24 protein-coding genes and 1 pseudogene are annotated in these 22,156 nt (G+C 50.1%); 21 read left to right on the top strand and 4 right to left on the bottom strand.

The annotated features are described in order from the left end of the window. The first annotated feature begins 71 nt into the window (after window positions 1-71). Complete coding sequence (locus KMZ15_RS06980) at window positions 72-1,763, top strand: carbamoyltransferase C-terminal domain-containing protein (RefSeq protein WP_223692009.1); 1,692 nt, start codon at window positions 72-74, stop codon at window positions 1,761-1,763. Window positions 1,764-1,817: 54 nt separating this feature from the next. Further along, the gene (locus KMZ15_RS06975) at window positions 1,818-2,537 is read left to right on the top strand and encodes a methyltransferase (protein WP_223692008.1); all 720 of its coding nucleotides are present in this window, start codon (window positions 1,818-1,820) and stop codon (window positions 2,535-2,537) included. Here KMZ15_RS06975 and KMZ15_RS06970 read toward each other — a convergent pair. Beyond that, complete coding sequence (locus KMZ15_RS06970; RefSeq protein WP_223692007.1) at window positions 2,534-3,409, bottom strand: IS982 family transposase; 876 nt, start codon at window positions 3,407-3,409, stop codon at window positions 2,534-2,536. The genes KMZ15_RS06975 and KMZ15_RS06970 overlap by 4 nt on opposite strands. 63 nt (window positions 3,410-3,472) lie before the next feature. Here KMZ15_RS06970 and KMZ15_RS06965 point away from each other — a divergent pair, with 63 nt between their 5' ends. Next, window positions 3,473-3,835: a hypothetical protein gene (locus KMZ15_RS06965; protein ID WP_223692006.1), complete on the top strand. Its 363-nt coding sequence runs from the start codon at window positions 3,473-3,475 to the stop codon at window positions 3,833-3,835. 89 nt (window positions 3,836-3,924) lie between these two features. On the opposite strand, the gene KMZ15_RS06960 is transcribed toward KMZ15_RS06965, so the two are convergent. Next, window positions 3,925-4,641 (bottom strand): SAM-dependent methyltransferase, encoded by a 717-nt coding sequence (locus KMZ15_RS06960; protein ID WP_223692005.1) that lies wholly within the window; start codon window positions 4,639-4,641, stop codon window positions 3,925-3,927. Further along, the gene (locus KMZ15_RS06955) at window positions 4,638-5,246 is read right to left on the bottom strand and encodes a Maf family nucleotide pyrophosphatase (RefSeq protein ID WP_223692003.1); all 609 of its coding nucleotides are present in this window, start codon (window positions 5,244-5,246) and stop codon (window positions 4,638-4,640) included. The genes KMZ15_RS06960 and KMZ15_RS06955 overlap by 4 nt, the downstream gene beginning before the upstream one ends. A 147-nt stretch (window positions 5,247-5,393) precedes the next feature. On the opposite strand from KMZ15_RS06955, the gene KMZ15_RS06950 reads away from it, so the two are divergent. From KMZ15_RS06950 to nagZ, 18 genes and pseudogenes are all read left to right on the top strand, one after another. Beyond that, complete coding sequence (locus KMZ15_RS06950; protein ID WP_223692002.1) at window positions 5,394-5,924, top strand: DUF177 domain-containing protein; 531 nt, start codon at window positions 5,394-5,396, stop codon at window positions 5,922-5,924. Between the two features lie 59 nt (window positions 5,925-5,983). Beyond that, window positions 5,984-6,163, top strand: coding sequence for a 50S ribosomal protein L32 (gene rpmF / locus KMZ15_RS06945; RefSeq protein ID WP_223691999.1), 180 nt, complete (start codon window positions 5,984-5,986; stop codon window positions 6,161-6,163). Between the two features lie 150 nt (window positions 6,164-6,313). After that, the gene (gene plsX / locus KMZ15_RS06940) at window positions 6,314-7,489 is read left to right on the top strand and encodes a phosphate acyltransferase PlsX (protein ID WP_223691997.1); all 1,176 of its coding nucleotides are present in this window, start codon (window positions 6,314-6,316) and stop codon (window positions 7,487-7,489) included. Then, the gene (locus KMZ15_RS06935; RefSeq protein WP_223691992.1) at window positions 7,489-8,478 is read left to right on the top strand and encodes a beta-ketoacyl-ACP synthase III; all 990 of its coding nucleotides are present in this window, start codon (window positions 7,489-7,491) and stop codon (window positions 8,476-8,478) included. Before plsX ends, KMZ15_RS06935 begins: the two co-directional genes overlap by 1 nt. A 22-nt stretch (window positions 8,479-8,500) precedes the next feature. After that, a complete protein-coding gene (fabD, locus tag KMZ15_RS06930; protein ID WP_223691989.1) occupies window positions 8,501-9,430 on the top strand; it encodes an ACP S-malonyltransferase in 930 nt (309 codons plus the stop codon). 31 nt (window positions 9,431-9,461) lie between these two features. Beyond that, a complete protein-coding gene (fabG, locus tag KMZ15_RS06925; protein ID WP_223691986.1) occupies window positions 9,462-10,208 on the top strand; it encodes a 3-oxoacyl-ACP reductase FabG in 747 nt (248 codons plus the stop codon). A 133-nt stretch (window positions 10,209-10,341) separates the two neighbouring features. Then, complete coding sequence (gene acpP, locus KMZ15_RS06920; RefSeq protein WP_223691984.1) at window positions 10,342-10,581, top strand: acyl carrier protein; 240 nt, start codon at window positions 10,342-10,344, stop codon at window positions 10,579-10,581. A gap of 81 nt (window positions 10,582-10,662) precedes the next feature. After that, complete coding sequence (fabF, locus tag KMZ15_RS06915) at window positions 10,663-11,913, top strand: beta-ketoacyl-ACP synthase II (RefSeq protein ID WP_223691982.1); 1,251 nt, start codon at window positions 10,663-10,665, stop codon at window positions 11,911-11,913. Window positions 11,914-11,955: 42 nt separating this feature from the next. Next, the gene (locus KMZ15_RS06910; RefSeq protein ID WP_223691980.1) at window positions 11,956-12,399 is read left to right on the top strand and encodes a protein YgfX; all 444 of its coding nucleotides are present in this window, start codon (window positions 11,956-11,958) and stop codon (window positions 12,397-12,399) included. 220 nt (window positions 12,400-12,619) lie between these two features. Next, a complete protein-coding gene (locus tag KMZ15_RS06905; protein ID WP_223694767.1) occupies window positions 12,620-14,074 on the top strand; it encodes a DegQ family serine endoprotease in 1,455 nt (484 codons plus the stop codon). Between the two features lie 5 nt (window positions 14,075-14,079). Continuing rightward, the gene (gene lepA, locus KMZ15_RS06900) at window positions 14,080-15,873 is read left to right on the top strand and encodes a translation elongation factor 4 (RefSeq protein ID WP_223691978.1); all 1,794 of its coding nucleotides are present in this window, start codon (window positions 14,080-14,082) and stop codon (window positions 15,871-15,873) included. Window positions 15,874-15,897: 24 nt separating this feature from the next. Continuing rightward, complete coding sequence (gene lepB / locus KMZ15_RS06895) at window positions 15,898-16,785, top strand: signal peptidase I (RefSeq protein ID WP_223691975.1); 888 nt, start codon at window positions 15,898-15,900, stop codon at window positions 16,783-16,785. A gap of 101 nt (window positions 16,786-16,886) precedes the next feature. Beyond that, window positions 16,887-17,600, top strand: a pseudogene (gene rnc, locus KMZ15_RS06890) (ribonuclease III); the annotation flags it as partial. A gap of 65 nt (window positions 17,601-17,665) precedes the next feature. Then, complete coding sequence (gene era, locus KMZ15_RS06885; RefSeq protein WP_223691972.1) at window positions 17,666-18,559, top strand: GTPase Era; 894 nt, start codon at window positions 17,666-17,668, stop codon at window positions 18,557-18,559. Further along, window positions 18,552-19,358: a DNA repair protein RecO gene (gene recO, locus KMZ15_RS06880; RefSeq protein ID WP_308710174.1), complete on the top strand. Its 807-nt coding sequence runs from the start codon at window positions 18,552-18,554 to the stop codon at window positions 19,356-19,358. The genes era and recO overlap by 8 nt, the downstream gene beginning before the upstream one ends. Next, complete coding sequence (gene pdxJ, locus KMZ15_RS06875; protein WP_223691970.1) at window positions 19,355-20,134, top strand: pyridoxine 5'-phosphate synthase; 780 nt, start codon at window positions 19,355-19,357, stop codon at window positions 20,132-20,134. The genes recO and pdxJ overlap by 4 nt, the downstream gene beginning before the upstream one ends. A 2-nt stretch (window positions 20,135-20,136) precedes the next feature. After that, the gene (acpS, locus tag KMZ15_RS06870) at window positions 20,137-20,541 is read left to right on the top strand and encodes a holo-ACP synthase (protein WP_223691969.1); all 405 of its coding nucleotides are present in this window, start codon (window positions 20,137-20,139) and stop codon (window positions 20,539-20,541) included. Further along, window positions 20,534-21,571 (top strand): beta-N-acetylhexosaminidase, encoded by a 1,038-nt coding sequence (gene nagZ, locus KMZ15_RS06865; RefSeq protein ID WP_223691968.1) that lies wholly within the window; start codon window positions 20,534-20,536, stop codon window positions 21,569-21,571. The genes acpS and nagZ overlap by 8 nt, the downstream gene beginning before the upstream one ends. On the opposite strand, the gene KMZ15_RS06860 is transcribed toward nagZ, so the two are convergent. After that, window positions 21,551-22,111: a DUF3455 domain-containing protein gene (locus KMZ15_RS06860; protein ID WP_223691967.1), complete on the bottom strand. Its 561-nt coding sequence runs from the start codon at window positions 22,109-22,111 to the stop codon at window positions 21,551-21,553. The genes nagZ and KMZ15_RS06860 overlap by 21 nt on opposite strands. Window positions 22,112-22,156: the final 45 nt, after the last annotated feature.

Raw genomic sequence — 22,156 nt, 5'->3', positions numbered from 1 at the left:
TATTTTTTAGGAAGCTTAGCTCATTTAGAGGTTCGTATTATTCAATTTTCTAATGGAGGAGAAGTAAGATTATGCGTATTCTAGGAATTAATTCTGCCTATCACGAGTCATCCGCATCACTTGTCATAGATGGCAAAATCATAGCGGCTGTAGAAGAAGAGAGATTCACACGAAAAAAACATGCTAAAGAGGCAAGCGTCACTAGCCCAACTGAACTACCTGAAAACAGTATTCGTTTTTGTCTTGCTCATGCAGGCTTGACGGCCGCTGATTTAGATGGGGTTGCGTATTCATTTGATCCCTCCATGAGGCAGCAAGAATTTGAGCTCGATTCATTAAGCCAGCCAGGTGATTGGGGAAGTGCTGAGGGTGAAAAAATATTTCTCTCCGAACTTCGCCAAATCCCTAAAGCAATAGATCAATTCTTGGGTCGACACTTTGGTGATCAATTTTCATTTGTGCCTCATCACATCGCCCATGCAGCTTCCAGTTTTTACCCATCTGGCTTTGAGCAGGCCGCAATCCTAGTTGTTGACGGCATTGGCGAAGCCGGATGTACATTGTTTGCGCATGGGAAAGGGACGCACATCGCAACCCTAGATCAAATCTATTACCCGCATTCACTCGGATTTTTGTGGGAGAAGCTCAGTAAATATTTAGGGTTTTCAGAATATGATGCGTGCAAAGTCATGGGCTTGGCAGCTTATGGGGATCCGGCTGTCTTTAGAGAAGACTTCCAAAAGCTTTTGCATCTGAACGAAGGTCGATATCAGGTTGATCCGGCGATTGCATGTTTTCGTCTGCCAGATTTCGGTCAACTCGAGAAATTATTCGGCGTAGCTCGTTCGGATCATGAGCCGATTACGGACCGTCATTACCATCTTGCTGCCGCGCTGCAAGAGGCGACCGATCAAGCAATACTCGGCCTGGCTCGCGAGCTTCGCGCGCTGTCAGGGGCAGATAATCTATGTTATGCAGGGGGCGTAGCACTGAACTGCGTGAGCAATTCGGTGCTTAAAGACAGCGGGATATTCTCAAATATCTATATCCCTACTGCTCCGCATGATTCTGGGACGGCGGTTGGAGCGGCACTTCACCATTATTATTCTCACTCCGATATACGCTCATTGCATGTGGATAGTAATCCCTATCTTGGCCCGAAATTCTCAGATGTCGATATTGTGCAGGCCTTTCAGGAGGCTGGTTTGCAGGCAAAGCAGTCCAACAATCCCGCACACGACGTAGCGCATATGATCGCCGATGGCAAGATTGTTGCCTGGTTCCAAGGTCGGATGGAGTTCGGTCCACGTGCGCTTGGCAATCGCTCATTGCTAGCGGATCCGCGCAATCCGTTAATCCGCGAAGTGCTGAATGTGAAGGTTAAACACCGCGAGGAATTTCGTCCTTTTGCGCCGAGCGTGTTGGCCGAAGAGGCAGCTGACTGGTTTGAGTTGGGACAAGACTCTTTGAGCCACCAATATATGCTTTTCACCTGTCCAGCGAAACAGGATCGTCGAAAAATGATCCCCGCGATATTACACAAAGATGATTCAGCCCGGGTTCAAATGGTGCGCAAAGAGAGCAATCCGGAGTTCCATGCATTGATCTCGCATTTTTTTGATAAAACGGGAGTGCCGCTCGTGCTGAATACCTCATTCAACGACAGCGAGCCGATTGTTTGCACCCCATCTGATGCCATAAAAACATTTCAGGGCACAGCAATTGATGCTTTATTTATCGGTGATAGGTTTGTCACCAGATAAAAAAGCCTTCGTCTATAGAGACTAATGACAGATTAAGTAAAAGGAGTAGGTTGCATGAGCAATACAAATCAGAAAAAAGTTCTTTTCTCCATCACTAAAAAGAACGATCAGATGCATGACTCCCATGAGGTGGAAAATTCCTTGCTTGTCACCAAGCAAGGGCAATTACAGAATGCTTTTAATCGCTGGGCTGATGAGAACAGAAATCCTCTATCGTCATGCTCCATGAGGATAGTCACCGATTCTTTTGATTATCTTCACGATGACCAAGTCCTCCCGATACAACCAGAGCAATTGTTTTTTATGGACTACACGTCCAAAGAGGATCTAGCAAATGCCAATGTGTTGGATATAGGACTTGGGTCAGGTGCACTCAGTATTTTTTGTTTGCTGAATGGAGCGGCATCTTGCATCGGCCTCGACATCAATCCGCGGGCGAAGCTATTTGCTGGATACAACGCTATGATCAATAATATCGATAAAGATTTCTTGATGATTGATGGCGATCCTTTCGATATTTTTCGGTCTGTTGCTAACAAAAAATTTGAATTTATCTGCTCTAATCCACCATTTGAACCTACTCCTCCGGACGTTAATTACTATATCAACTCAGCAGCAGGTATTTATGGCTTAGATTTTGTAGATAAAATCTTAGCCAATGTTGATCGACATTTGGTTGATGATGGGGTACTTCAGATGGTGACCATGGCGCCTGGAAATGCAACGAAACCGTTCAAACTATATGAGATCATAGAAAACCTCAATTCGGGTTAAGCCAACGCATTCTGGCAAGGTCCCAAAGGGAGTTTAGGCTTATTTGGCATAAGGCAGTAAGCGATGATGCCGCTGAGTAAGTTGACGGCAAAATTAATAGGAGAGCGATGTCGAGTATGCTCAATCTGGCAAAGATTTTTCAGTTCATCAAAGACGGTTTCGATAATTGAACGGCGGCACAATAAAGCTTGATCGAAAGCAGACAAGGTAACGCGCTTCATATTGCGTCGAACCTTGGTAATCAGATCAATGCCGAGTTCTTTTAAGGTCTGCGAGAGTTTTTTTGAAAGATATCCTTTATCCGCATAAAGTGTGCCGAACAGTGAGTGCGCTAGTTCAGGCAAAGGCTTACGATCATCGACATTACCCGGCGTGAGTCGAATACTCAGCAGTTCACCCTGGTGATTAATGATTGCATGCAGCTTGAAGCCAAAGAACCATCCTGTGGAACTCTTACCACGCGCTGCCATGCCGTCAAATACACGGTGGCGACTAATACGCAGATTGTCGCACACTGCAATAGGCGTAGAGTCTGCAATAGAAATCCCTGAACATTGCCCTTTGAGGGTTTCAAACAGAGCGGCCAAAGCAAGGTTACAGCGTGGTAGCAGTTCAATACAGCGATTATACGAAGGCAGATTCGGAAAGGCTTCACGCAGATGCTGGCAAACATGATTGCTGTAGAATGACTTGAATTGCCGATAGCGAATTTGATGAAAAAGCACGACTAGCGTCATCAGTTCTGCTAAAGATAGGCTTGTAGCACGCAAGCGTTTGCGTTTTCCGCTAGATAACAACTTTTTGTTGAGCTCCGGCTCAAATTCTTTGCAAAAATCATCCATCAAGCAATAAAGTTCTGTAAGATTATCCACGGGCGCTCCGTTTTTTCTTAGAGGTTTCTGTTCGCAAAACTTATATTCTCTTCGAAATACTCAGTGCCCGCTTCATTTTCTAGAAAAATTTCTTCCCTTACCTCTGCATTTCCTTATCCCGAATTCAGGTTAGAAAAGTATCTGCCGGGGCTTGGAGTGGATATCGTGCTGGATCTACAGCCGATTCTTTATTCTGATTTTGTCGACAGATTCAAGAATATTTTTGGTTACGCCGATGATGTCATCAATCATATGAAAAAAACCGCATATGATGATGGGGTCACTCATCTACATATGCTTGTATTGAAATATAAAAAGGGCAGGTGTGGTGTGATCAACGAGATAAGCGCTCGCAAAGTATATGAAGATTGGACTTCTCCATTGGGAGAGGAGTCGCCTATGATGGCATTAGCTGTAGCGGATTGATGGCTCCAGAGTGGAGGAGGAGAGGCGCCAAGGAGGGTTCAGCCGGAACCGCAGAATATTGACCGCACTATATATTCTGCGGTTCTGCTTTATGAGCCCAGCATTAAAAAAATAGCTGGCCGTTTACACACATCAATCAAATTGCTCTGCCACTGGCTCACGGTACGACTGACAATACACTCGCTCGGTAAGGTCAAATCCACTGCGACACATAGTTGGGTTGATGCTGCACAATGCGTCAGCAGCGCATCTAATAAAGCCTGATTACGATAAGGCGTTTCAATAAAAATTTGGGTTTGCTGGGTCTCGCGCGATTGTTTCTCAAGGGTCTGCAAAGCGCGCACTCGCTCATTAGCATTGACTGGCAAATATCCATGAAAAGCGAAGCTTTGCCCATTCAAGCCAGATGCCATTAAGGCAAGCAAAATCGAGCTAGGCCCAACCAATGGCACAACGCGTACACCACATTGATGAGCATAGCGCACCAGTAACGCACCAGGGTCAGCCACGGCTGGGCAACCGGCGTCAGAGACTAAACCACCATCTGTGCCGGCGACAATCGGCGCTAGCAATGCATGAATTTGGGCGGCGGGGGTATGCACGTTCAATTCACGAATTTCAATATTTTGAATCGCGTGTTCGGTACCGATTCTTTTCAAAAATGCGCGGGTTGCCTTTGCATTTTCACCGATGTAATAGGTTAGCTGAGCGGCTTGTGCGCAAACTCCTTGTGGCAGTACCGCCGCGAGCGAGTCGGCATCCCCTGTGCCAAGCGTATTGGGGACTAAATAAAGTATACCTGTCATTGCATCTCAAAGAGTTTAAGACCCGCGACGCGTAGCATGCGGGTTAATTCAATCAACGGTAAGCCGATCAAGGCGGTCGGGTCATTGCTCTCAACCGATTCAAGCAGAGCAATGCCAAGTCCTTCCGCTTTTGCGCTACCGGCAACATCATAGGGTTGTTCTAAACGCAAATAAGCATCCAGTTCATCATCAGGTAAGTTGCGAACTCGCACACGCGTGATAATGTCGGCGCTTTGCATGATCTCTCGCGGGGCGTCATAAACGCACAGGGCGCTATGAAATTCAACCATGCGGCCACGCATAGATTGTAGTTGGATCAGCGCTTTGCTATGAGTGCCGGCCTTGCCAAGCTGTTGGCCCTCACAAAGAGCCACTTGGTCGGCACCGATGATCAGCGCGTTTGGCGCATGATTTGCAACCGTGCGCGCTTTTGCTTCAGCCAGCCGTAAGGCAGTTGCGGCTGGCGTTTCGTTGGGCAGAGGCGTTTCGTCCAGATTGGGCAGAATGATTTCAAATGGGAGCCGTAACCTGTCAAGCAGGGCGCGGCGGTAGGGGGAGCTTGAAGCGAGAATTAAGCGTGTGTGATGAGTTAGCGAAGAGGACATTATTCGTTTGTTAATACAAAAAGAAATATTCAGAGTTTGACTTGAAAATTAAAAATCGATAAGCTGATGGGCTTTTCATAGTTTCATTAGCTTTTCTTAAGCGGTAGTGTCCGCCATGAGGCTGCTGATTGTTGGTGAGTCGCATCCATGAGTCAATCTCCAAGCAGTTCGGCTGCGCTTGACAACCCGCGTGTGTTTGATGTGTTTGCGTTTGTACGCAATCAACAGCAGGCATGCGGTGAAGTCTTAGTGCAGGATCTGCCACGAATCTTAAACGAAGTTACGCCAGATACGCTAGCCCATCATTCGGCGTTGCGCTGGACGGTGACCGGCGAAATACGCCAGGAGCTGGCCACCGGCGGCAAAACAGTTGCGGTATCTTATTTAAGGTTGGCCTTGCAAGGACAACTATGGCTTGCATGCCAGCGCTGCCTTGAACCCTATGAGGAGCAGCTAGCCATTGATATCTGGTATCGCATTGTAGAAAGCAATGCGCAGGCTGATGCAGTGTCGGTGAATGATGAGCAGGTTGATGTGATCGTTGGGTCGCGTCGCTTTGATTTGATCGATCTGATTGATGAAGAACTGTTGCTCTCTTTACCGCTTGTACCTAAGCATGCAGTGTGTCCATTCCTACATGAGTCTCTCGCAGAACATGGGGCGCAAACATCTAATTGAAGCTAACCCGGTTAGCTTATGTTAAAATCCGAAAAATTTTCAAAGTTACGGAGTGAATCATGGCAGTTCAGCAAAACAAAAAATCGCCGTCAAAACGCGGCATGCATCGTTCACACGATTTCTTGAGCGGCGTGGCGCTGGCGATTGAGCCTACGTCAGGTGAGGTTCACCGCCGCCACCATGTAAGCCCAAACGGCTATTATCGTGGTAAGCAAGTGGTTAAGTCTAATAACGACTAAGAACGGTTCATTGCATAAAGTTGCCGGCGGTTCTATTGCGTGCTTGCTGGTCTGCAGTGAAGATAGATTTTCAGCCTTACAAGTGTTTTCGGTTCAGCGCAAGAGCGGCATTCGTGTGCCGCTCTTTTGTATTAAAAGCCGTCAAATAGTATGACGATTAAAATCACCATTGATTGTATGGGCGGCGATTATGGCCCGTCCGTGACTGTTCCTGCCGCGATCAGTTTTCTGCGCGCGCATGACGATCTTGAGTTGTTGCTGGTCGGCTTGGAAGATTCGATTCGCGCTCAGCTCAAAAAATGTAAGGCGCTGAATGAGCCTAGGCTATCCGTATATGCTGCGACTGAAGTTGTGGCTATGGATGATTCGATCGAAGTCGCGTTGCGTAAGAAAAAAAATTCATCGATGCGAGTGGCGCTCAGTCTCATTAAAGAGGGCCACGCGCAAGCCTGTGTCTCAGCCGGCAATACCGGGGCTTTAATGGCGGTTTCGCGCTATATGCTCAAAACGCTTGCCGGCATTGAGCGCCCGGCAATTGCCGCGGTCATGCCGAATCAGTATGGCTATACGACGATGCTGGACTTAGGGGCGAATGTCGATTGCGAGCCCCATCATTTGTTGAGCTTTGCTGAAATGGGCCACGCCCTAGTCGCGGCCGTTGAAGGCAAAGAAAGGCCTACGATTGGCTTACTGAATATTGGCGAAGAAACGATTAAAGGCAATGGGGCGATTAAGCGCGCGGGCGAATTATTGCGCGCCAGCACCCTCAATTTTTATGGCAATGTAGAAGGCAATGATATCTATAAAGGTACCACGGATGTGATTGTCTGCGATGGTTTTGCCGGTAATGTCGCGCTGAAAACCTCCGAAGGGCTGGCGCAGATGCTCAATAGCATCATTAAAGAAGAATTTTCACGCTCATGGTTAAGTAAATTGATGGCATGCTTGGCTTGGCCTGTGCTCTCACGCCTTAAGCGCCGAGTTGATCACCGGCGCTATAATGGGGCAGCGCTGCTTGGCCTGCGCGGTTTAGTCATCAAAAGCCATGGTTCAGCGGATGTCTATGCTTTTAAATGGGCGATTAAACGCGGTTATGATGCGATTAAAAATAATCTGCAAGAGCGTCTTGAGCGCGCCATCGAGGAAAACAATCTTGGCCGCGACGAGCGCATCGCGCCAACGGATCATCAGGCCAATCAGGCAGGTGCAAGCGATCGATTGACTGATGGCACGAATCTATCTTCTGCAGTAGGCTATGAAGCGAGCCAAACTGTAGTTCATAATGGACACAGAACGCAGCTAGAAACAGTTGTATCCAAATCATAATGACACACACAAATCTTTATTCCCGCATTATTGGCACGGGCAGTTGTTTGCCGCCAATGCGTGTCACTAACGAAGAGTTAGCTAGCCAACTAGCGACGCGTGGCATTGAAACCAGCGATGAATGGATCTTCACGCGCACCGGCATCCGTGCTCGGCATTTTGTGAATGCTGAGCAAAATACCAGTGATCTGGCGTTGACCGCCTCTCAACAGGCGCTGGAAGCTGCTGGGGTTGATCCACAAACAGTCGATTTAATTTTGGTTGCGACCTCAACGCCGGATTGCATTTTTCCAAGCACGGCTTGTTTGTTGCAAAACAAGCTCGGCATTCGCAATAACTGTGCCGCATTTGATGTGCAGGCAGTGTGCTCTGGTTTTGCATATGCATTAACGGTAGCCGATCAGTTTATCCGCAGCGGCACATATAGTACGGTATTGGTGGTCGGGGCAGAAACTTTTTCGCGCTTACTGGATTTTAATGACCGTTCAACGTGTGTGCTCTTTGGCGATGGTGCTGGCGCCGTTGTTCTGCGCGCTTCTGAAGAGCCAGGTATTTTGGCCAGCGCGCTCCATGCAGATGGCGGTCATGCGGATATTCTCTGTGTGCCAGGTCGGGTGAATGCCGGCGTGATTGCGGGTAATGCGTTTTTACATATGGATGGGCGGGCGGTTCTTAAGTTGGCGGTCAATGTGCTTGAAAAGGTTGCCCTTGAGGCCCTTGCTAAGGCGCAACTGTCGCCGGCGGACCTTGACTGGTTGATTCCTCACCAAGCCAATATCCGCATTATGCAAGGTACCTGCCGTAAGCTTGGCTTACCATTTGAGCGCATGGTGGTCACTGTCGATCAGCATGGCAATACTTCTGCGGCTTCAATTCCGCTTGCCTTAGATCAGGCGGTGCGGGATGGCCGTATCAAACGAGGCCATCACATTTTGATCGAAGGCGTTGGCGGCGGTTTTACTTGGGGCGCTTCGGTTATTCGTTTTTGATTGAGTCAGGATTTAAAATAAGATGAAATTTGCCTTTGTATTTCCCGGCCAAGGCTCGCAGTCAGTGGGCATGCTTGGGACCTTTGCCGATTGGCCAGTGGTGCGTGAGACGTTGCAAGAAGCGTCCGACGCATTGAATCAGGATATCGGCAAATTGATTGCTGAGGGTCCGGTTGATACGTTAAATCTCACCACCCACACGCAGCCAGCTATGTTGACCGCAGCTTATGCCGTTTATCGCGCCTGGTCTAGCGTAGGCGGGCCTGTGCCAGCTATGGTCGCAGGCCATAGCCTGGGCGAGTATACGGCGTTGGTGGTAGCCGGCGCCTTGACCTTTAGCGACGCTGTGTCGTTGGTGCGCTTTCGCGCGCAAGTAATGCAAGCAGCGGTGCCGGTAGGGGTGGGCGGCATGGCTGCTATCCTCGGCCTGGACGCTGCTGCGGTGAGCGCAGTCTGTGTTGCAGCAAGTGCGGCTGGCGTGGTAGAGCCAGTCAATTTCAACGCGCCGGCGCAAATCGTGATCGCAGGACATAAGGCGGCGGTTGAAGCTGCTTGCGAATTAGCCAAAGCTAAAGGGGCGAAGCGTGCGTTGCTGTTGCCGGTATCGGCGCCGTTTCACTCATCTTTACTGCAGCCCGCTGCGGATCAATTGCGTGACTATTTGTCACAGGTTGAAGTGCGCCCGCCGCAGATTCCGGTCGTCAATAATATTGATGTTGCAATGGCGTTTGAGCCAGCGGAGATTAAAAACGCGCTAGCTCGACAAGCCGCCGGGCCTGTACGTTGGGTTGAGTCAATTCAAGCGATTGCGCATGCCGGCATGACGCATATCGTAGAATGTGGCCCTGGCAAGGTTCTAACTGGTTTAACAAAACGTATTGATAGTACGCTCGTGAGCGCAGCTTTATGTGATACTGCCTCGCTTGACGAGGCTTTGCTGCTATTGCGTTAGCAGCTTTATTTTGCTGAAAAATAGAGACTCAATGGAAAAAATACTGGATCAACAAATCGCGCTGGTGACAGGCGCCTCTCGTGGCATTGGCCGTGCGCTAGCGCTTGAATTGGCGCGTGCTGGCGCCACGGTGATTGGTAGCGCAACCAGCGCCGAGGGCGCGGCTTCTATTACCACAGCTTTAGCGGAGTCTGGCTTTGCTGGCCGCGGTATTGCGCTGGACGTGAATGACCCAGCGCTAGATCAGCGTATCGAAGACTTGACTAAAGAATTCGGCGCACCGCAGATTCTAGTCAATAACGCAGGCATCACGCGAGATCAACTGATCTTGCGGATGAAAGAGGAAGAGTGGGATGATGTGCTCAATACCAACTTAAAAGCCGTCTTCCGCCTATCGCGTGCAGTCCTGCGGCCGATGATCAAAGCCCGTAGCGGGCGCATTATCAACATCACCTCCGTGGTGGGGTCGATGGGCAGCGCAGGGCAAGTGAACTATGCAGCGGCCAAAGCCGGCGTTGCGGGCATGACACGAGCACTGGCACGTGAGGTTGGCAGCCGTGGCATCACCGTGAATTGTATCGCGCCTGGCTTTATCGAGACCGATATGACCAACGCTCTGCCTGCCGAACAGCAAACCGCAATCAAATCGCAGATCCCGCTTGGGCGCTTTGGTAGTCCGGAAGATATCGCTCATGCGGTCGCTTTCCTGGCCTCTGCGCGGGCGGCTTATATTACTGGAACCACTTTGCATGTAAATGGTGGGATGTTTATGGCTTAATTCATCTTTTGTATTTCATATAACCTGATTCTGCGCGTTATTCAACCCATATTGTCAAAGTGATAATTTGTTGTTTAAACCTGATAGAATGCGCGCACTCGAAACTTTATAAACTTATCCCGGAGGGGTCTGAATGGACAATATTGAACAACGTGTCAAGAAAATTGTAGCCGAACAACTTGGTGTTCCCGAAGCTGAAATCAAAAATGAATCATCATTTGTTGATGATCTTGGGGCAGATTCGCTAGATACAGTCGAGCTCGTCATGGCCCTTGAGGATGAATTCGGTATGGAAATTCCTGACGAGGAAGCTGAATCGATTACTACGGTGCAGCAAGCAGTTGATTACGCACGTGCCAACGTTAAGGCTTAATCACCTTACATTGGTTTAAGTGGGCCACAGAGCTCGCAGAGGTTTTCTCTGTGAACTCTGTGGCTTTTTTGTTGTTATGTGATGAAAGAGGGTAACGTGAGTCGCCGTATTGTTGTAACAGGTCTAGGACATATCTCGCCGGTCGGTAATACAGTTGCCGCAGGCTGGGCTAATTTAGTGGCGGGTCAGTCCGGTATTGCTACTGTGACCAAATTCGATGCCTCTAATCTATCGACTCGATTTGCCGGTGAGGTGAAAGGCTTCGAAATTGAGCGCTATATTTCGAGTAAAGAAGCGCGTCATATGGATACCTTTATCCATTACGGGCTAGCCGCCGGTATCCAAGCCATGCAAGACAGCGGTCTTGAAGTCAACCAGGCTAATGCCGAGCGTATCGGCGTGATTGTTGGCTCAGGCATCGGCGGTTTGCCGTCGATTGAGCAAACGCAAACCGAATTAATCAATCGTGGCCCGCGCCGGATTTCGCCATTTTTTGTGCCCGCCTCGATTATCAATATGATCTCCGGGCATTTATCGATTCACTTCGGCCTGAAAGGCCCTAACCTGGCGATCTCTACCGCCTGTACCACAGGTACGCATTCGATCGGTGAAGCCATGCGTATGATCGAATATGGCGATGTCGATGTGATGATCGCGGGTGGTGCTGAAGCCACGGTTTCGCCGCTTGGGGTGGGTGGTTTTGCTGCTGCGCGTGCTCTGTCACAACGCAATGACGATCCAGCCACGGCCAGCCGTCCTTGGGATCAAGATCGCGATGGTTTTGTGCTGGGCGAAGGGGCGGGTGTGCTGGTCCTCGAAGAATATGAACATGCCAAAGCGCGCGGCGCGAAGATTTACTGCGAAATGATCGGCTATGGTCGTAGTGCAGATGCTTACCATATGACGGCACCCTGCTCAGATGGCGATGGCGCATATCGTTGTATGCTCAATGCCCTGAAAAATGCTGAAATTAACGTTGGCCAAATCGATTATATTAATGCGCATGGCACTTCAACGCCGCTCGGTGATCTAAGCGAAACGATTGCCATTAAACGCGCCTTGACTGACCATGCAAAAAAAGTCGTGGTCAGTTCGACCAAATCCATGACCGGTCATTTGCTCGGTGCCGCAGGGGGTATTGAAGCCGTCTTTACGGTGCTCGCACTTAAGCATCAGATCGCGCCACCGACAATCAATGTTTTTAATCAAGACCCGCAGTGCGATTTAGATATCTGTGCCAACGTCGCGCGCGAGATGAAAATAGACATTGCGCTGTCGAATTCGTTTGGATTTGGGGGCACCAATGGCTCCCTAGTTTTTAAGCGGATCTAAGCAGTCCAAGCTAAAACACAGTAATGGTTAGGGTCAGACTGAATGATGCAGGCACCGATTCAGTTTGAACTCAAACCCTCTACTGTTCTAAGGTGGCTAACACTAGCCTTTATCTTGTGCTGTACTTACGCGGTGTGGCGTGTTGCTACACCGCGTATCAGTGTTCTTGGCGCCCTATTAGCCGCCGGTGTCGTGCTGCTTGTCCTCAGCTATATGGCTTACCGTGTCGATGCGCAGCAAGCTTTTAGGCTAGAAATTAACACGCAGGGAATCACCACCTGGCATCGTGTGGGCAGACGCATGCGTTGCTCGCAAATATCGGATATGGCCTATTGGGGTGGCCTGATGTTAAGCATCACCGTGCGCGCGAGCGATGGCCGCAGCCGTAAAATACTCATCCTGGCCGATGCCTTACCTTCTCCTATGCTGCGCGAGTTAGTCGTGCGCTGCCGGCAACTCAGCAAAAATTGTAACCATCAATTGTAACCTTTGTAACGCTTGTAACAGCATTCATAAATGACTGTAAAGCGACCGCTGCTAAATTACGCCGGTTACTCGATACGCCGCAAAATAAACGCTGGTAAGCTCACGCAGGATGCATTAATACGGTAAACTTACAGCTGCCTTTTGAACCCGCGGCTTATTTACCATGAGCAATTTTTCGACACGCAATTTGTTGCGCTTATTTAGCCCGTTATGGGTAGTGATGGCGGCTGTTTTTTTGCCGTTTACCTCGGCTGTGGCAAATCCACCTCTGGCCTCTGCGCCGGTCGTCAGCTTGCCGGATTTTACCGGACTGATCGATAAAGTAGGGCCGGCGGTGGTGAATATACGCACCACTGGGCGTATCCCGTTTAGCAATAGCAGCATCGAATTGCCGCCAGGAATGAATAGTAATGAAATGTTGGAGTTTTTCCAGCGTTTTTTTGGTTTCCCGCTGCCACAGCAGCGACCCGCGCCGCGTTCTGAGCAAGACGCGCCGGAGGAGGATGGCGCGCCGGACTCAGGGATTGAACGTAACCATGGCGTGGGTTCAGGGTTTGTGATCTCAGCGGACGGTTACGTCATGACGAATGCGCATGTCGTTTATGACGCGGACACTATTTATGTGACATTGCTTGATAAGCGTGAATTTAAAGCTAAGCTTGTCGGTGCCGATAAGCGCACCGACGTCGCCTTGCTGAAAATCGATGCCAAAGATCTGCCTGTAGTGACACTAGGGGATTCAAATACACTGCGCGTTGGCGAGTGGGTCGTCGCCATTGGCTCGCCATTTGGTTTTGATAATACGTTGACGGCGGGGATCGTGAGCGCAAAAGGGCGCAATACCGGCGACTATTTGCCTTTTATTCAAACGGATGTGGCCGTAAATCCAGGTAACTCAGGCGGCCCGTTGATGAATCTGCGCGGCGAAGTGATTGGGATCAATTCGCAAATTTACAGCCGTACTGGTGGCTTTATGGGGATTTCGTTCGCGATTCCAATTGATGAGGCCACCCGGGTTGCTGAGCAACTTAAGGTAACGGGTAAAGTGGCTCGCGGACGTATCGCGGTGGCGATTGGTCAAGTAACTAAAGATGTCGCTCATTCGTTGGGCCTGCCTCGTGCGCAAGGCGCATTTGTCAGCGGCGTTGAAGTGGGCGGGCCGGCTGACAAGGCGGGCGTGCAAGCCGGCGACATTATCCTAAGCTTCAATGGTAAAACCATTGATGAGGCAAGCGATTTGCCTCGTCTAGTCGGTAGCACAAAACCCGGCGCACGCGTGCCGATGACATTATGGCGTAAAGGCAAAAAACGCGATCTAGGCGTCACGATTGTAGAAATGCAAGCTGATAGACCCGCCCGCGCGATGCTGCCTAAAGCAGACCCACGCATGCATACGGCAAACTCAATCGGCCTCACTGTCAGTAGCTTGGCCGAGGCACAATTGAAGGCCCTCAAGCTAGGCTATGGCGTGCGCGTTGACGCGGTGCAAGGCCCGGCAGCACAGGCCGGCATCCGAAGAGGCGATATTGTGCTGCGGATTGGCGATGCAGATATCATGAATGCGCAGCAGTTCGATAGCGTAGTACGTACACTGGATTCTAAAAAAATGGTAGCAATTTTGATACACCGTGGTGAAAACACACAATTTGTCCCGTTACGACCACGGGCGAAATAAGCTACATGGACCATATTCGTAATTTCTCCGTCATCGCCCATATTGATCACGGCAAATCTACCCTGGCTGACCGTATTATCCAGTTGTGTGGGGGTCTTTCCTCGCGTGAAATGGAAGCGCAGGTACTCGATTCAATGGCGCTTGAGCGCGAGCGCGGCATTACTATTAAAGCGCAAACTGCGGCACTGACGTATCGCGCGCGGGATGGCCAAATATATAACCTGAATCTAATCGATACCCCAGGGCACGTTGATTTTTCATATGAAGTCAGCCGTTCGCTATCGGCCTGTGAAGGCGCCTTATTGGTGGTGGATGCAAGTCAAGGGGTAGAAGCGCAGACAGTGGCGAATTGCTATACCGCAATTGAGCTTGGGGTCGAAGTCGTGCCAGTGCTCAATAAGATTGATTTGCCTGCGGCCAATTGCGCCAATGCAATTGCAGAAATTGAAGAGGTGATTGGCATTGATGCGACCGATGCGGTGCGCTGTAGCGCCAAAACGGGTGAAGGTGTCATCGATGTGCTGGAGGCGTTGATTAGCAAAGTGCCGCCGCCAGTAGGGGACCCCCAAGCGCCCTTGCAGGCGCTGATTATCGACTCTTGGTTTGACAATTATGTCGGGGTGGTCATCCTGGTGCGTATTGTGAATGGCACTTTACGGCCGAAAGACCGGATTGTATTAATGGCCTGCGGTGCTCAATTTCCGGTTGAACAAATTGGTGTGTTCACGCCTAAAGCGCAAGCTAGAGAATCTTTATCCGCTGGGCAAGTGGGTTTCATTATTGCCGGCATTAAAACGCTCACCGTAGCTAAAGTAGGGGATACGGTCAGTCATGCGAATAAACCTGCGCTGACACCGTTAGCTGGCTTTAAGGAAGTTAAACCACAGGTTTTTGCCGGTTTATATCCGGTTGAAGCCAACCAGTATGAAGCGTTGCGTGAATCACTTGAAAAGCTCAAGCTCAACGACGCATCCTTGCAGTATGAGCCTGAAGTTTCTCAGGCACTTGGCTTTGGTTTTAGATGTGGCTTTCTCGGCTTGCTCCATATGGAAATTGTGCAAGAGCGGCTAGAGCGCGAATTCAATATGGATTTGATCACCACGGCCCCGACGGTGGTCTATGAGGTCAGGCAGAATAACGGCTTACTGGCGATTGTTGAGAATCCAGCTAAACTGCCTGAGTCCTCAAAAATTGAAGAAATCCGCGAGCCCATCGTCACCGTCAATCTCTATATGCCGCAAGAATATGTCGGCTCGGTCATCACGCTGTGCACGCAAAAGCGTGGTGTGCAACTCGATATGGTCTATCGTGGCCGTCAAGTTCAGTTGGTTTATGAAATGCCAATGGCTGAAATCGTCTTGGATTTTTTCGACCAGCTCAAATCTGTCTCGCGCGGCTATGCTTCAATGGATTATGAATTCAAAGAATATCGCCCCGCAGACGTGGTGAAAGTGGACATGCTGATCAACGGCGAGAAAGTCGATGCTTTGTCGATCATCGTGCACCGTTCTCAAAGCATGTTTCGCGGCCGGCAAGTCGCCGCAAAAATGCGCGAAATTATTCCGCGTCAGATGTATGACGTGGCGATTCAAGCGGCCATTAGCTCTAATATTATCGCGCGCGAGAATATTAAAGCGCTGCGCAAAAATGTGCTGGCAAAATGCTATGGTGGCGATATTTCCCGCAAAAAGAAATTGCTAGAGAAGCAAAAAGAAGGTAAAAAGCGAATGAAGCAAGTCGGTAGCGTTGAAATTCCGCAAGAAGCTTTTCTTGCTATTCTTCGTGTATCAGATAAATAAAGTATCTATAAGAGTGGATTTTTCATGAATTTTGCGCTGATTCTTTTTACTTTAGTGCTGGTCACGGGGCTAGCTTGGCTGGCTGAGAAACTGATCTTCCTGTCGCGCCGCCGCAACGAGGCTAAACGGATACTTGGTGAATATGACCGCCAGCTCGAGCAATTTGACGCAGTCACGGATAGCATGCTTGCCACACGGGCGCGGCTGAGTAAAGAAGCCTTGCAGCAGCCATGGTGGCTTGAGTATTCAGCTAACTTTTTTCCGGTCATTTTGTTAGTATTTTTACTCCGCTCCTTTCTCGTTGAGCCGTTTAAGATTCCGTCGAGCTCAATGTTGCCTACGTTGTTAGCGGGCGACTTTATTCTGGTGAATAAATTTGATTACGGTATTCGTTTGCCGGTGTTGAATAAAAAAGTGATCGCCAACCGCAATCCAGAGCGTGGTGATGTCGTGGTGTTTCGTTACCCGAAAGATGAATCCATCGATTACATCAAACGGGTGATCGGACTGCCGGGTGATACGGTCGCGTATCTAGGCAAGCATTTGGCCATCAACGGCCAGGCCGTGCCACAAAGCCCGCTGTCGGATTATTTTGACGAAGAACGAGTAGGTTATGCTAAGCAATACCAGCAAACCGTTGGCAACAAAACCAACGAAATTCTAAATAGCCCCGGTGCACCGTCGTTTATCATTGGCGCAGATGACTTTCCATTTCGGGATAACTGCACGTATAGTAGTGATGGCGTTGTCTGCAAAGTGCCGCCGGGTCACTATTTTGTGATGGGCGACAATCGAGACAATAGTGCAGATAGTCGTTTTTGGGGATTTGTGCCGGACCGTAACCTAGTAGGCAGAGCTTTCTTTATTTGGCTTAATTTGGGTCATTTCAAACGCATCGGCCGTTTTAGTTAATTGTGTGATCGGCCTATTTGCGTAGCGCTTAGTTCCTAATCTAAAAACTGGTCGCGACGTGTTTTAGCGGAGCCTATGCGTTACGCGTTATACTTAGCGCTATGCCTTTATCCTCATTAGAAAGCCGGTTGCACTATGTATTCCGTAATAGAGAATACTTGCGGCAGGCAATGACCCACCGTAGCCATAGCGCGAGCCATAACGAGCGGCTGGAGTTTCTCGGCGATTCGATTTTGAATTGCACCGTAGCGGCGCTGCTATTTAAACGCTTCTCGGCATTAAACGAGGGTGATCTGTCGCGGGTGCGCGCAAACTTAGTGAAGCAACAATCGCTCTATGAAATCGCACAATCGCTCAATCTTGCCGAATCGTTACGCTTGGGTGAGGGAGAAATAAAAAGCGGCGGCAGCCGGCGGCCGTCAATTTTGGCCGATACGCTTGAGGCTATTTTAGGCGCTATCTATTTGGATGGAGGCTTTGAAGCCGCGCAAGCGGTGATTGAAGGTCTCTATCTGCCGATCCTTGAGCATATTGACCCGGGTACGCTGGGTAAAGATGCAAAAACCTTATTGCAAGAGTGCTTGCAAAGCTGCCAAATCCCGTTGCCACACTATACCGTGGTGGCGACCCATGGCGCCGCCCATAGCCAGCAATTTGAGGTTGAGTGCGCTGTGCCTATATATGAAATTAAAGAATTTGGTTTTGGCGCAAGCCGTCGTGCTGCTGAACAAGCTGCTGCCAAATGCGCGTTGGAAGCAATTCAAGCTTTGCCTGCCGCATTGCCAGCTAAATCGAAGCGCGCCAATCATGCGCGCAAGCCAAAACCAAGCGCACCCGCAAAAACAAAAAACAAAGCTGTTATTCAACTTGAGAAGTAATCATGAATGTTTCCGCTGATTTCCGTTGTGGCACGATTGCGATTATCGGTCGGCCCAATGTAGGCAAATCAACTCTACTGAATGCCCTGGTGGGTCACAAAATTAGCATCACCTCGCGCAAGGCTCAAACGACCCGTCATCGAATTACGGGAATTCGGACCCTGCCTGAGGCGCAATATATTTTTGTCGATACACCAGGTTTTCAGACTCAACACGGCGGTATGCTCAACCGGTCATTGAATCGTACCGTGACCGCCACCATGAGTTCGGTTGATCTTATACTTTTTGTCGTTGAGGCCGGTCACTTTGGCGCCGAAGACCAAAAAGTGCTTGAGATGATTCCGCCTTCCGCTCCGGCGCTACTGATTACCAATAAGCTTGACCGGATCACGGACAAAGCTACGCTCTTCCCATTCCTGCAAAAAATGGGGGCATTACGTAATTTTTGCGAGATCGTGCCTCTATCCGCTAAGCGTGCTGACGATCTGGATAGATTACTCACCATCTTGCGACCCTATTTGCCGCAAGGTGAGCCCATTTACGGTGAAGATGATCTCACCGACCGTAGCGAGCGCTTTCTGGCAGCTGAAATTTTGCGAGAAAAAGTCTTTCGCTGGACCGGCGACGAGCTGCCTTACACCAGCACGGTGGTGATTGAAAAATTTGAGCAAGAAGGCCGCTTGCGGCGCATTTTTGCGACCATCTTAGTTGAGCGCGATAGCCATAAGGCAATGCTGATCGGACACAAAGGAGAAAAACTAAAACGGATCAGCAGTGAAGCCCGGATGGATATTGAAAAATGCTTTGATGCACCGGTCTATCTCGAAGTCTGGATTAAAGTCAAAAGCGGTTGGGCAGACAATGCAGCGGGCCTAAAATCATATGGGTATGAATGAATTACAGGTCGATGAAATCCTGCCGGCAACGCTAACACGTACTATTTCAAGTAAGCCTGCTGGGCGCGCTGCAATGCGCCCTGAACGCCGGGTTGTGGAGCAACCCGGTTTTGTCCTGCATAGCTACCCCCATCGCGAAACGAGCCTAGTACTCGATATCTTTAGCCGTGATTACGGCCGGCTGGCACTGGTTGCTAAAGGCGCGAAACGTCCCTATTCGGCTCTGCGCGGCGTGTTGCAAACATTTCAACCTTTATCTCTAGCCTGGGCCGGCAAATCCGAGTTGCGCACGCTCACTGGCGCTGAATGGGTTGGAGGGATGCCGCCGTTAACCGGCCACGCCTTGCTATGTGGTTTTTATGCGAATGAACTCCTGCTTAAATTCTGTGCGCGTGAAGACCCGTGTGAACGGCTTTTCGACCATTACGTCTTGACGCTGACCCGGCTTGGCGCTGGCGCGCCGCCAGTACAAGCACTGCGTTCTTTTGAGCGTATCCTGTTGCGCGAAACGGGCCACGCCAGTGCTTTTGACTATATTGCCCATACCCGTAAGCCGGTGTCGGCAGACGGGATTTATGTCTTTGATCCAGAGCATGGCGTGCGTGCGGCAAAGGGCATGGAGCCTTCGCATTGGCCGCTGATTGCCGGACAAACCTTAATCGATATGGAGCGTGACGAATATGAACGCGCCTTAACCCTTATCCAGAGTAAGCAATTGATGCGTTTTTTGCTGCATCACCACCTCGGCGGAGTCGTGCTCAATACGCGCCAAATCCTAATTGATTTACATACTTTATGAGTTTTTTGTCGCCACCTGCGGGCAATCTTGACCTCGGGGTCAATATTGATCATGTTGCAACGTTACGCAATGCGCGTGGTGTCGCCTATCCTGATCCGTTGCAGGCAGCGTTAGCCGCTGAAGCGGCAGGCGCAGATGCCATTACCCTCCACTTGCGCGAAGATCGTCGTCATATTCGCGACGCGGACGTGCATGCCTTACGTCCATTGCTGCACACCAGAATGAATCTCGAGTGCGCTCTGACGCCAGAAATGCTGGCGATTGCGTGCACCGTACGGCCACAAGACGTATGCTTGGTGCCAGAAAAACGACAAGAGTTAACCACCGAAGGCGGTCTTGAGGTGGCCGGTCAGTTAAACCAAGTCAAAACTACCTGTAGCCAGCTCGCGGGCGCAGGAATACGCGTTTCACTTTTTATTGATCCCGATCCAGCCCAAATCCACGCCGCGCGTGAAGCGCTGGCGCCGGTCATTGAATTGCATACCGGCCGCTATGCTTCAGCATGCAACGAGGCGGAACGCCAACAAGAACTCGAGCGCATTGCGCGCGCTGCGGAACTGGGCGCATCGTTGGGACTCAAAGTCAATGCTGGACACGGTCTACATTATTCAAATGTGCAGCCGATCGCCGCTCTGCAAGACATCACAGAACTGAATATTGGCCATGCGATTGTGGCCCATGCGTTATTTGTTGGCTGGGAAAACGCCGTACGTGAAATGAAAGCACTGATGGTGGCTGCTCGGCTCGCTGCATCAACATCTTTTCCGGGAGTGTAGAGATGATCTATGGGATTGGTACTGACATGATTAGTATAGACCGAGTCGCAGGTGTGATGGAGCGCACTGGCGGCCGTTTTGCAGACAAAGTACTCGGTCCCGATGAGCTGGCAAAATATCATGCCCGCGCCGCACGTTCTGCCGCGCGCGGCTTGGCTTTTTTGGCCACACGCTTTGCAGCTAAAGAAGCCTTCTCAAAAGCCATCGGACTTGGCATGCATTGGCCGATGACCTGGCGTGCGCTGCAAACCCTAAATGAACCCAGTGGCCGGCCGGTTGTGGTGGCACTTGGGGCGCTGGCTGATTGGCTGACTACACAGCGCATTCATGCCCATGTAACCCTAAGCGACGAGCGCGATTATGCGCTCGCCTTCGTGGTTGCCGAACAGGATAAAACCAATGCCTAATCTATCTGCTAATACGCTCGGGCCGGTGATGTTGGACGTTGCGGGTACTGAGCTGACTGAAGAAGAAATCCGCCGGCTCGTACATCCGTTAACCGGGGGCATTATCCTATTTGCCCGCAATTTTCAAAGTCGAGCGCAGTTGCTCGCATTGACTGAGCAGATTCGCGAGGTGCGTAATGATTTACTGATCACGGTTGACCATGAAGGCGGGCGAGTCCAACGTTTCAAAACCGATGGCTTTACGCACTTACCGGCAATGCGCGGTTTGGGCCAACTATGGGAGCAAGACGTATTACTCGCTACCCGCGCGGCGACTGCGGTCGGCTATATATTGGCTTTAGAGTTGCGTGCAAGTCATATTGATTTCAGCTTCACGCCGATCCTGGATCTCGATTATGGGCAGTCGAAGGTGATTGGCAATCGCGCTTTTCATCACGATCCGCGCGTCATCACCTTACTCGCCAAAAGCTTAAGCCATGGCCTGGCGCTTGCAGGCCTGGCAAATTGTGGCAAACATTTTCCGGGTCACGGCTTTGTTGAGGCCGATTCACATTATGCAATGGCAGTGGATACCCGCACACTTGACGTTCTCTTGCAAGATGCGCAGCCTTACCGTTGGTTAGACGTGTCGCTGGCGGCTGTCATGCCGGCGCATATTGTTTACCCGGCAGTCGATGCGCGGCCTGCCGGCTTCTCAAAAATCTGGCTACAAAACATATTACGTGAACAACTCGGTTTTACCGGCGCTATTTTGAGCGATGATTTATCCATGGAAGGCGCGCGGACAATCGGCAACTTTGTCGAAAGCGCCCAAGTCGCACTGGATGCAGGTTGCGATATGGTGCTTGTTTGCAACCTGCCGCAGGAGGCGGAGCGCGTCCTGGCTGAATTGCGCTACACGCCTTCTGCCACCTCAGCGAGCCGGATTAAGCGCCTTGCCGCTCGTGGCGAGCCAATACCTTGGCATGAACTTGAACAACATCCGCAATATCTTGCGGCAAAAGCATTATTAGTCGAGCTTGCGCTTTGAAAAATAATAGGTTGCTTTGTATTGCGCAGGAAATGTTCTATTGAAATGAGCCACTGTGCTGCATGGCTTAGAAGGGGGGACCTTGCCACCCTGCGTTTTAACTTGCAAGATGCTGGTTACATCTGAAAAAACGCCGGTTCCGCGATGATCTTTGGCCGTGAACAAACGCCAAGGAATATTATTTTTATTCTTCGGCTCGAAGGATTTGACTGCCTGGCCAATCGCCCAGCTGTCATCCACGGTGCTGACCCAGCTTGGGCCTATAGAATGACGGCCGACGGCTACTTTTTTATCATCATATAAAGTAGCGACCGGCTCAGTGAAAATCCACCCCTGGCCTTCTCGGCAGATATAGTTTTGCATTCCTTCGGCATGTAATTTCAAAAAGACAATTTCGTTATCGGGCAGTTTCAAATCGGCGGGCAAATCCTTCGGCAGCGCAATCGGGGTAGGATCGGCGGCAATACTTTTTCCTGTAAAGCTAAATAAAGTCGTAGCGGTTAATAAGGCGTAAAACAAGAAAACAAATTGCTTTTTCATATGAACCCCTAACGTTTAGTTTGCTTTTAGAAAAATAAAACACCC

The sequence above is a fragment of the Mycoavidus sp. HKI genome, from assembly GCF_020023735.2.
Lineage (GTDB): Bacteria > Pseudomonadota > Gammaproteobacteria > Burkholderiales > Burkholderiaceae > Mycoavidus.
This window is presented reverse-complemented; position numbering and strand designations above follow the sequence as displayed.

Excerpts from the sequence above, each read along its gene's own strand:
- KMZ15_RS06950 (WP_223692002.1), top strand. The coding sequence starts at position 5,394 with ATGAGTCAATCTCCAAGCAGTTCGGCTGCGCTTGACAACCCGCGTGTG.
- fabF (WP_223691982.1), top strand. The coding sequence starts at position 10,663 with ATGAAAGAGGGTAACGTGAGTCGCCGTATTGTTGTAACAGGTCTAGGA.
- lepB (WP_223691975.1), top strand. The coding sequence starts at position 15,898 with ATGAATTTTGCGCTGATTCTTTTTACTTTAGTGCTGGTCACGGGGCTA.
- rpmF (WP_223691999.1), top strand. The coding sequence starts at position 5,984 with ATGGCAGTTCAGCAAAACAAAAAATCGCCGTCAAAACGCGGCATGCAT.
- KMZ15_RS06905 (WP_223694767.1), top strand. The coding sequence starts at position 12,620 with ATGGCGGCTGTTTTTTTGCCGTTTACCTCGGCTGTGGCAAATCCACCT.
- fabD (WP_223691989.1), top strand. The coding sequence starts at position 8,501 with ATGAAATTTGCCTTTGTATTTCCCGGCCAAGGCTCGCAGTCAGTGGGC.
- KMZ15_RS06955 (WP_223692003.1), bottom strand. The coding sequence starts at position 5,246 with ATGTCCTCTTCGCTAACTCATCACACACGCTTAATTCTCGCTTCAAGC.
- KMZ15_RS06960 (WP_223692005.1), bottom strand. The coding sequence starts at position 4,641 with ATGACAGGTATACTTTATTTAGTCCCCAATACGCTTGGCACAGGGGAT.
- fabG (WP_223691986.1), top strand. The coding sequence starts at position 9,462 with ATGGAAAAAATACTGGATCAACAAATCGCGCTGGTGACAGGCGCCTCT.
- KMZ15_RS06860 (WP_223691967.1), bottom strand. The coding sequence starts at position 22,111 with ATGAAAAAGCAATTTGTTTTCTTGTTTTACGCCTTATTAACCGCTACG.
- acpP (WP_223691984.1), top strand. The coding sequence starts at position 10,342 with ATGGACAATATTGAACAACGTGTCAAGAAAATTGTAGCCGAACAACTT.
- plsX (WP_223691997.1), top strand. The coding sequence starts at position 6,314 with ATGACGATTAAAATCACCATTGATTGTATGGGCGGCGATTATGGCCCG.
- KMZ15_RS06980 (WP_223692009.1), top strand. The coding sequence starts at position 72 with ATGCGTATTCTAGGAATTAATTCTGCCTATCACGAGTCATCCGCATCA.
- era (WP_223691972.1), top strand. The coding sequence starts at position 17,666 with ATGAATGTTTCCGCTGATTTCCGTTGTGGCACGATTGCGATTATCGGT.
- lepA (WP_223691978.1), top strand. The coding sequence starts at position 14,080 with ATGGACCATATTCGTAATTTCTCCGTCATCGCCCATATTGATCACGGC.
- KMZ15_RS06910 (WP_223691980.1), top strand. The coding sequence starts at position 11,956 with ATGATGCAGGCACCGATTCAGTTTGAACTCAAACCCTCTACTGTTCTA.
- KMZ15_RS06975 (WP_223692008.1), top strand. The coding sequence starts at position 1,818 with ATGAGCAATACAAATCAGAAAAAAGTTCTTTTCTCCATCACTAAAAAG.
- pdxJ (WP_223691970.1), top strand. The coding sequence starts at position 19,355 with ATGAGTTTTTTGTCGCCACCTGCGGGCAATCTTGACCTCGGGGTCAAT.
- recO (WP_308710174.1), top strand. The coding sequence starts at position 18,552 with ATGAATGAATTACAGGTCGATGAAATCCTGCCGGCAACGCTAACACGT.
- KMZ15_RS06935 (WP_223691992.1), top strand. The coding sequence starts at position 7,489 with ATGACACACACAAATCTTTATTCCCGCATTATTGGCACGGGCAGTTGT.
- nagZ (WP_223691968.1), top strand. The coding sequence starts at position 20,534 with ATGCCTAATCTATCTGCTAATACGCTCGGGCCGGTGATGTTGGACGTT.
- acpS (WP_223691969.1), top strand. The coding sequence starts at position 20,137 with ATGATCTATGGGATTGGTACTGACATGATTAGTATAGACCGAGTCGCA.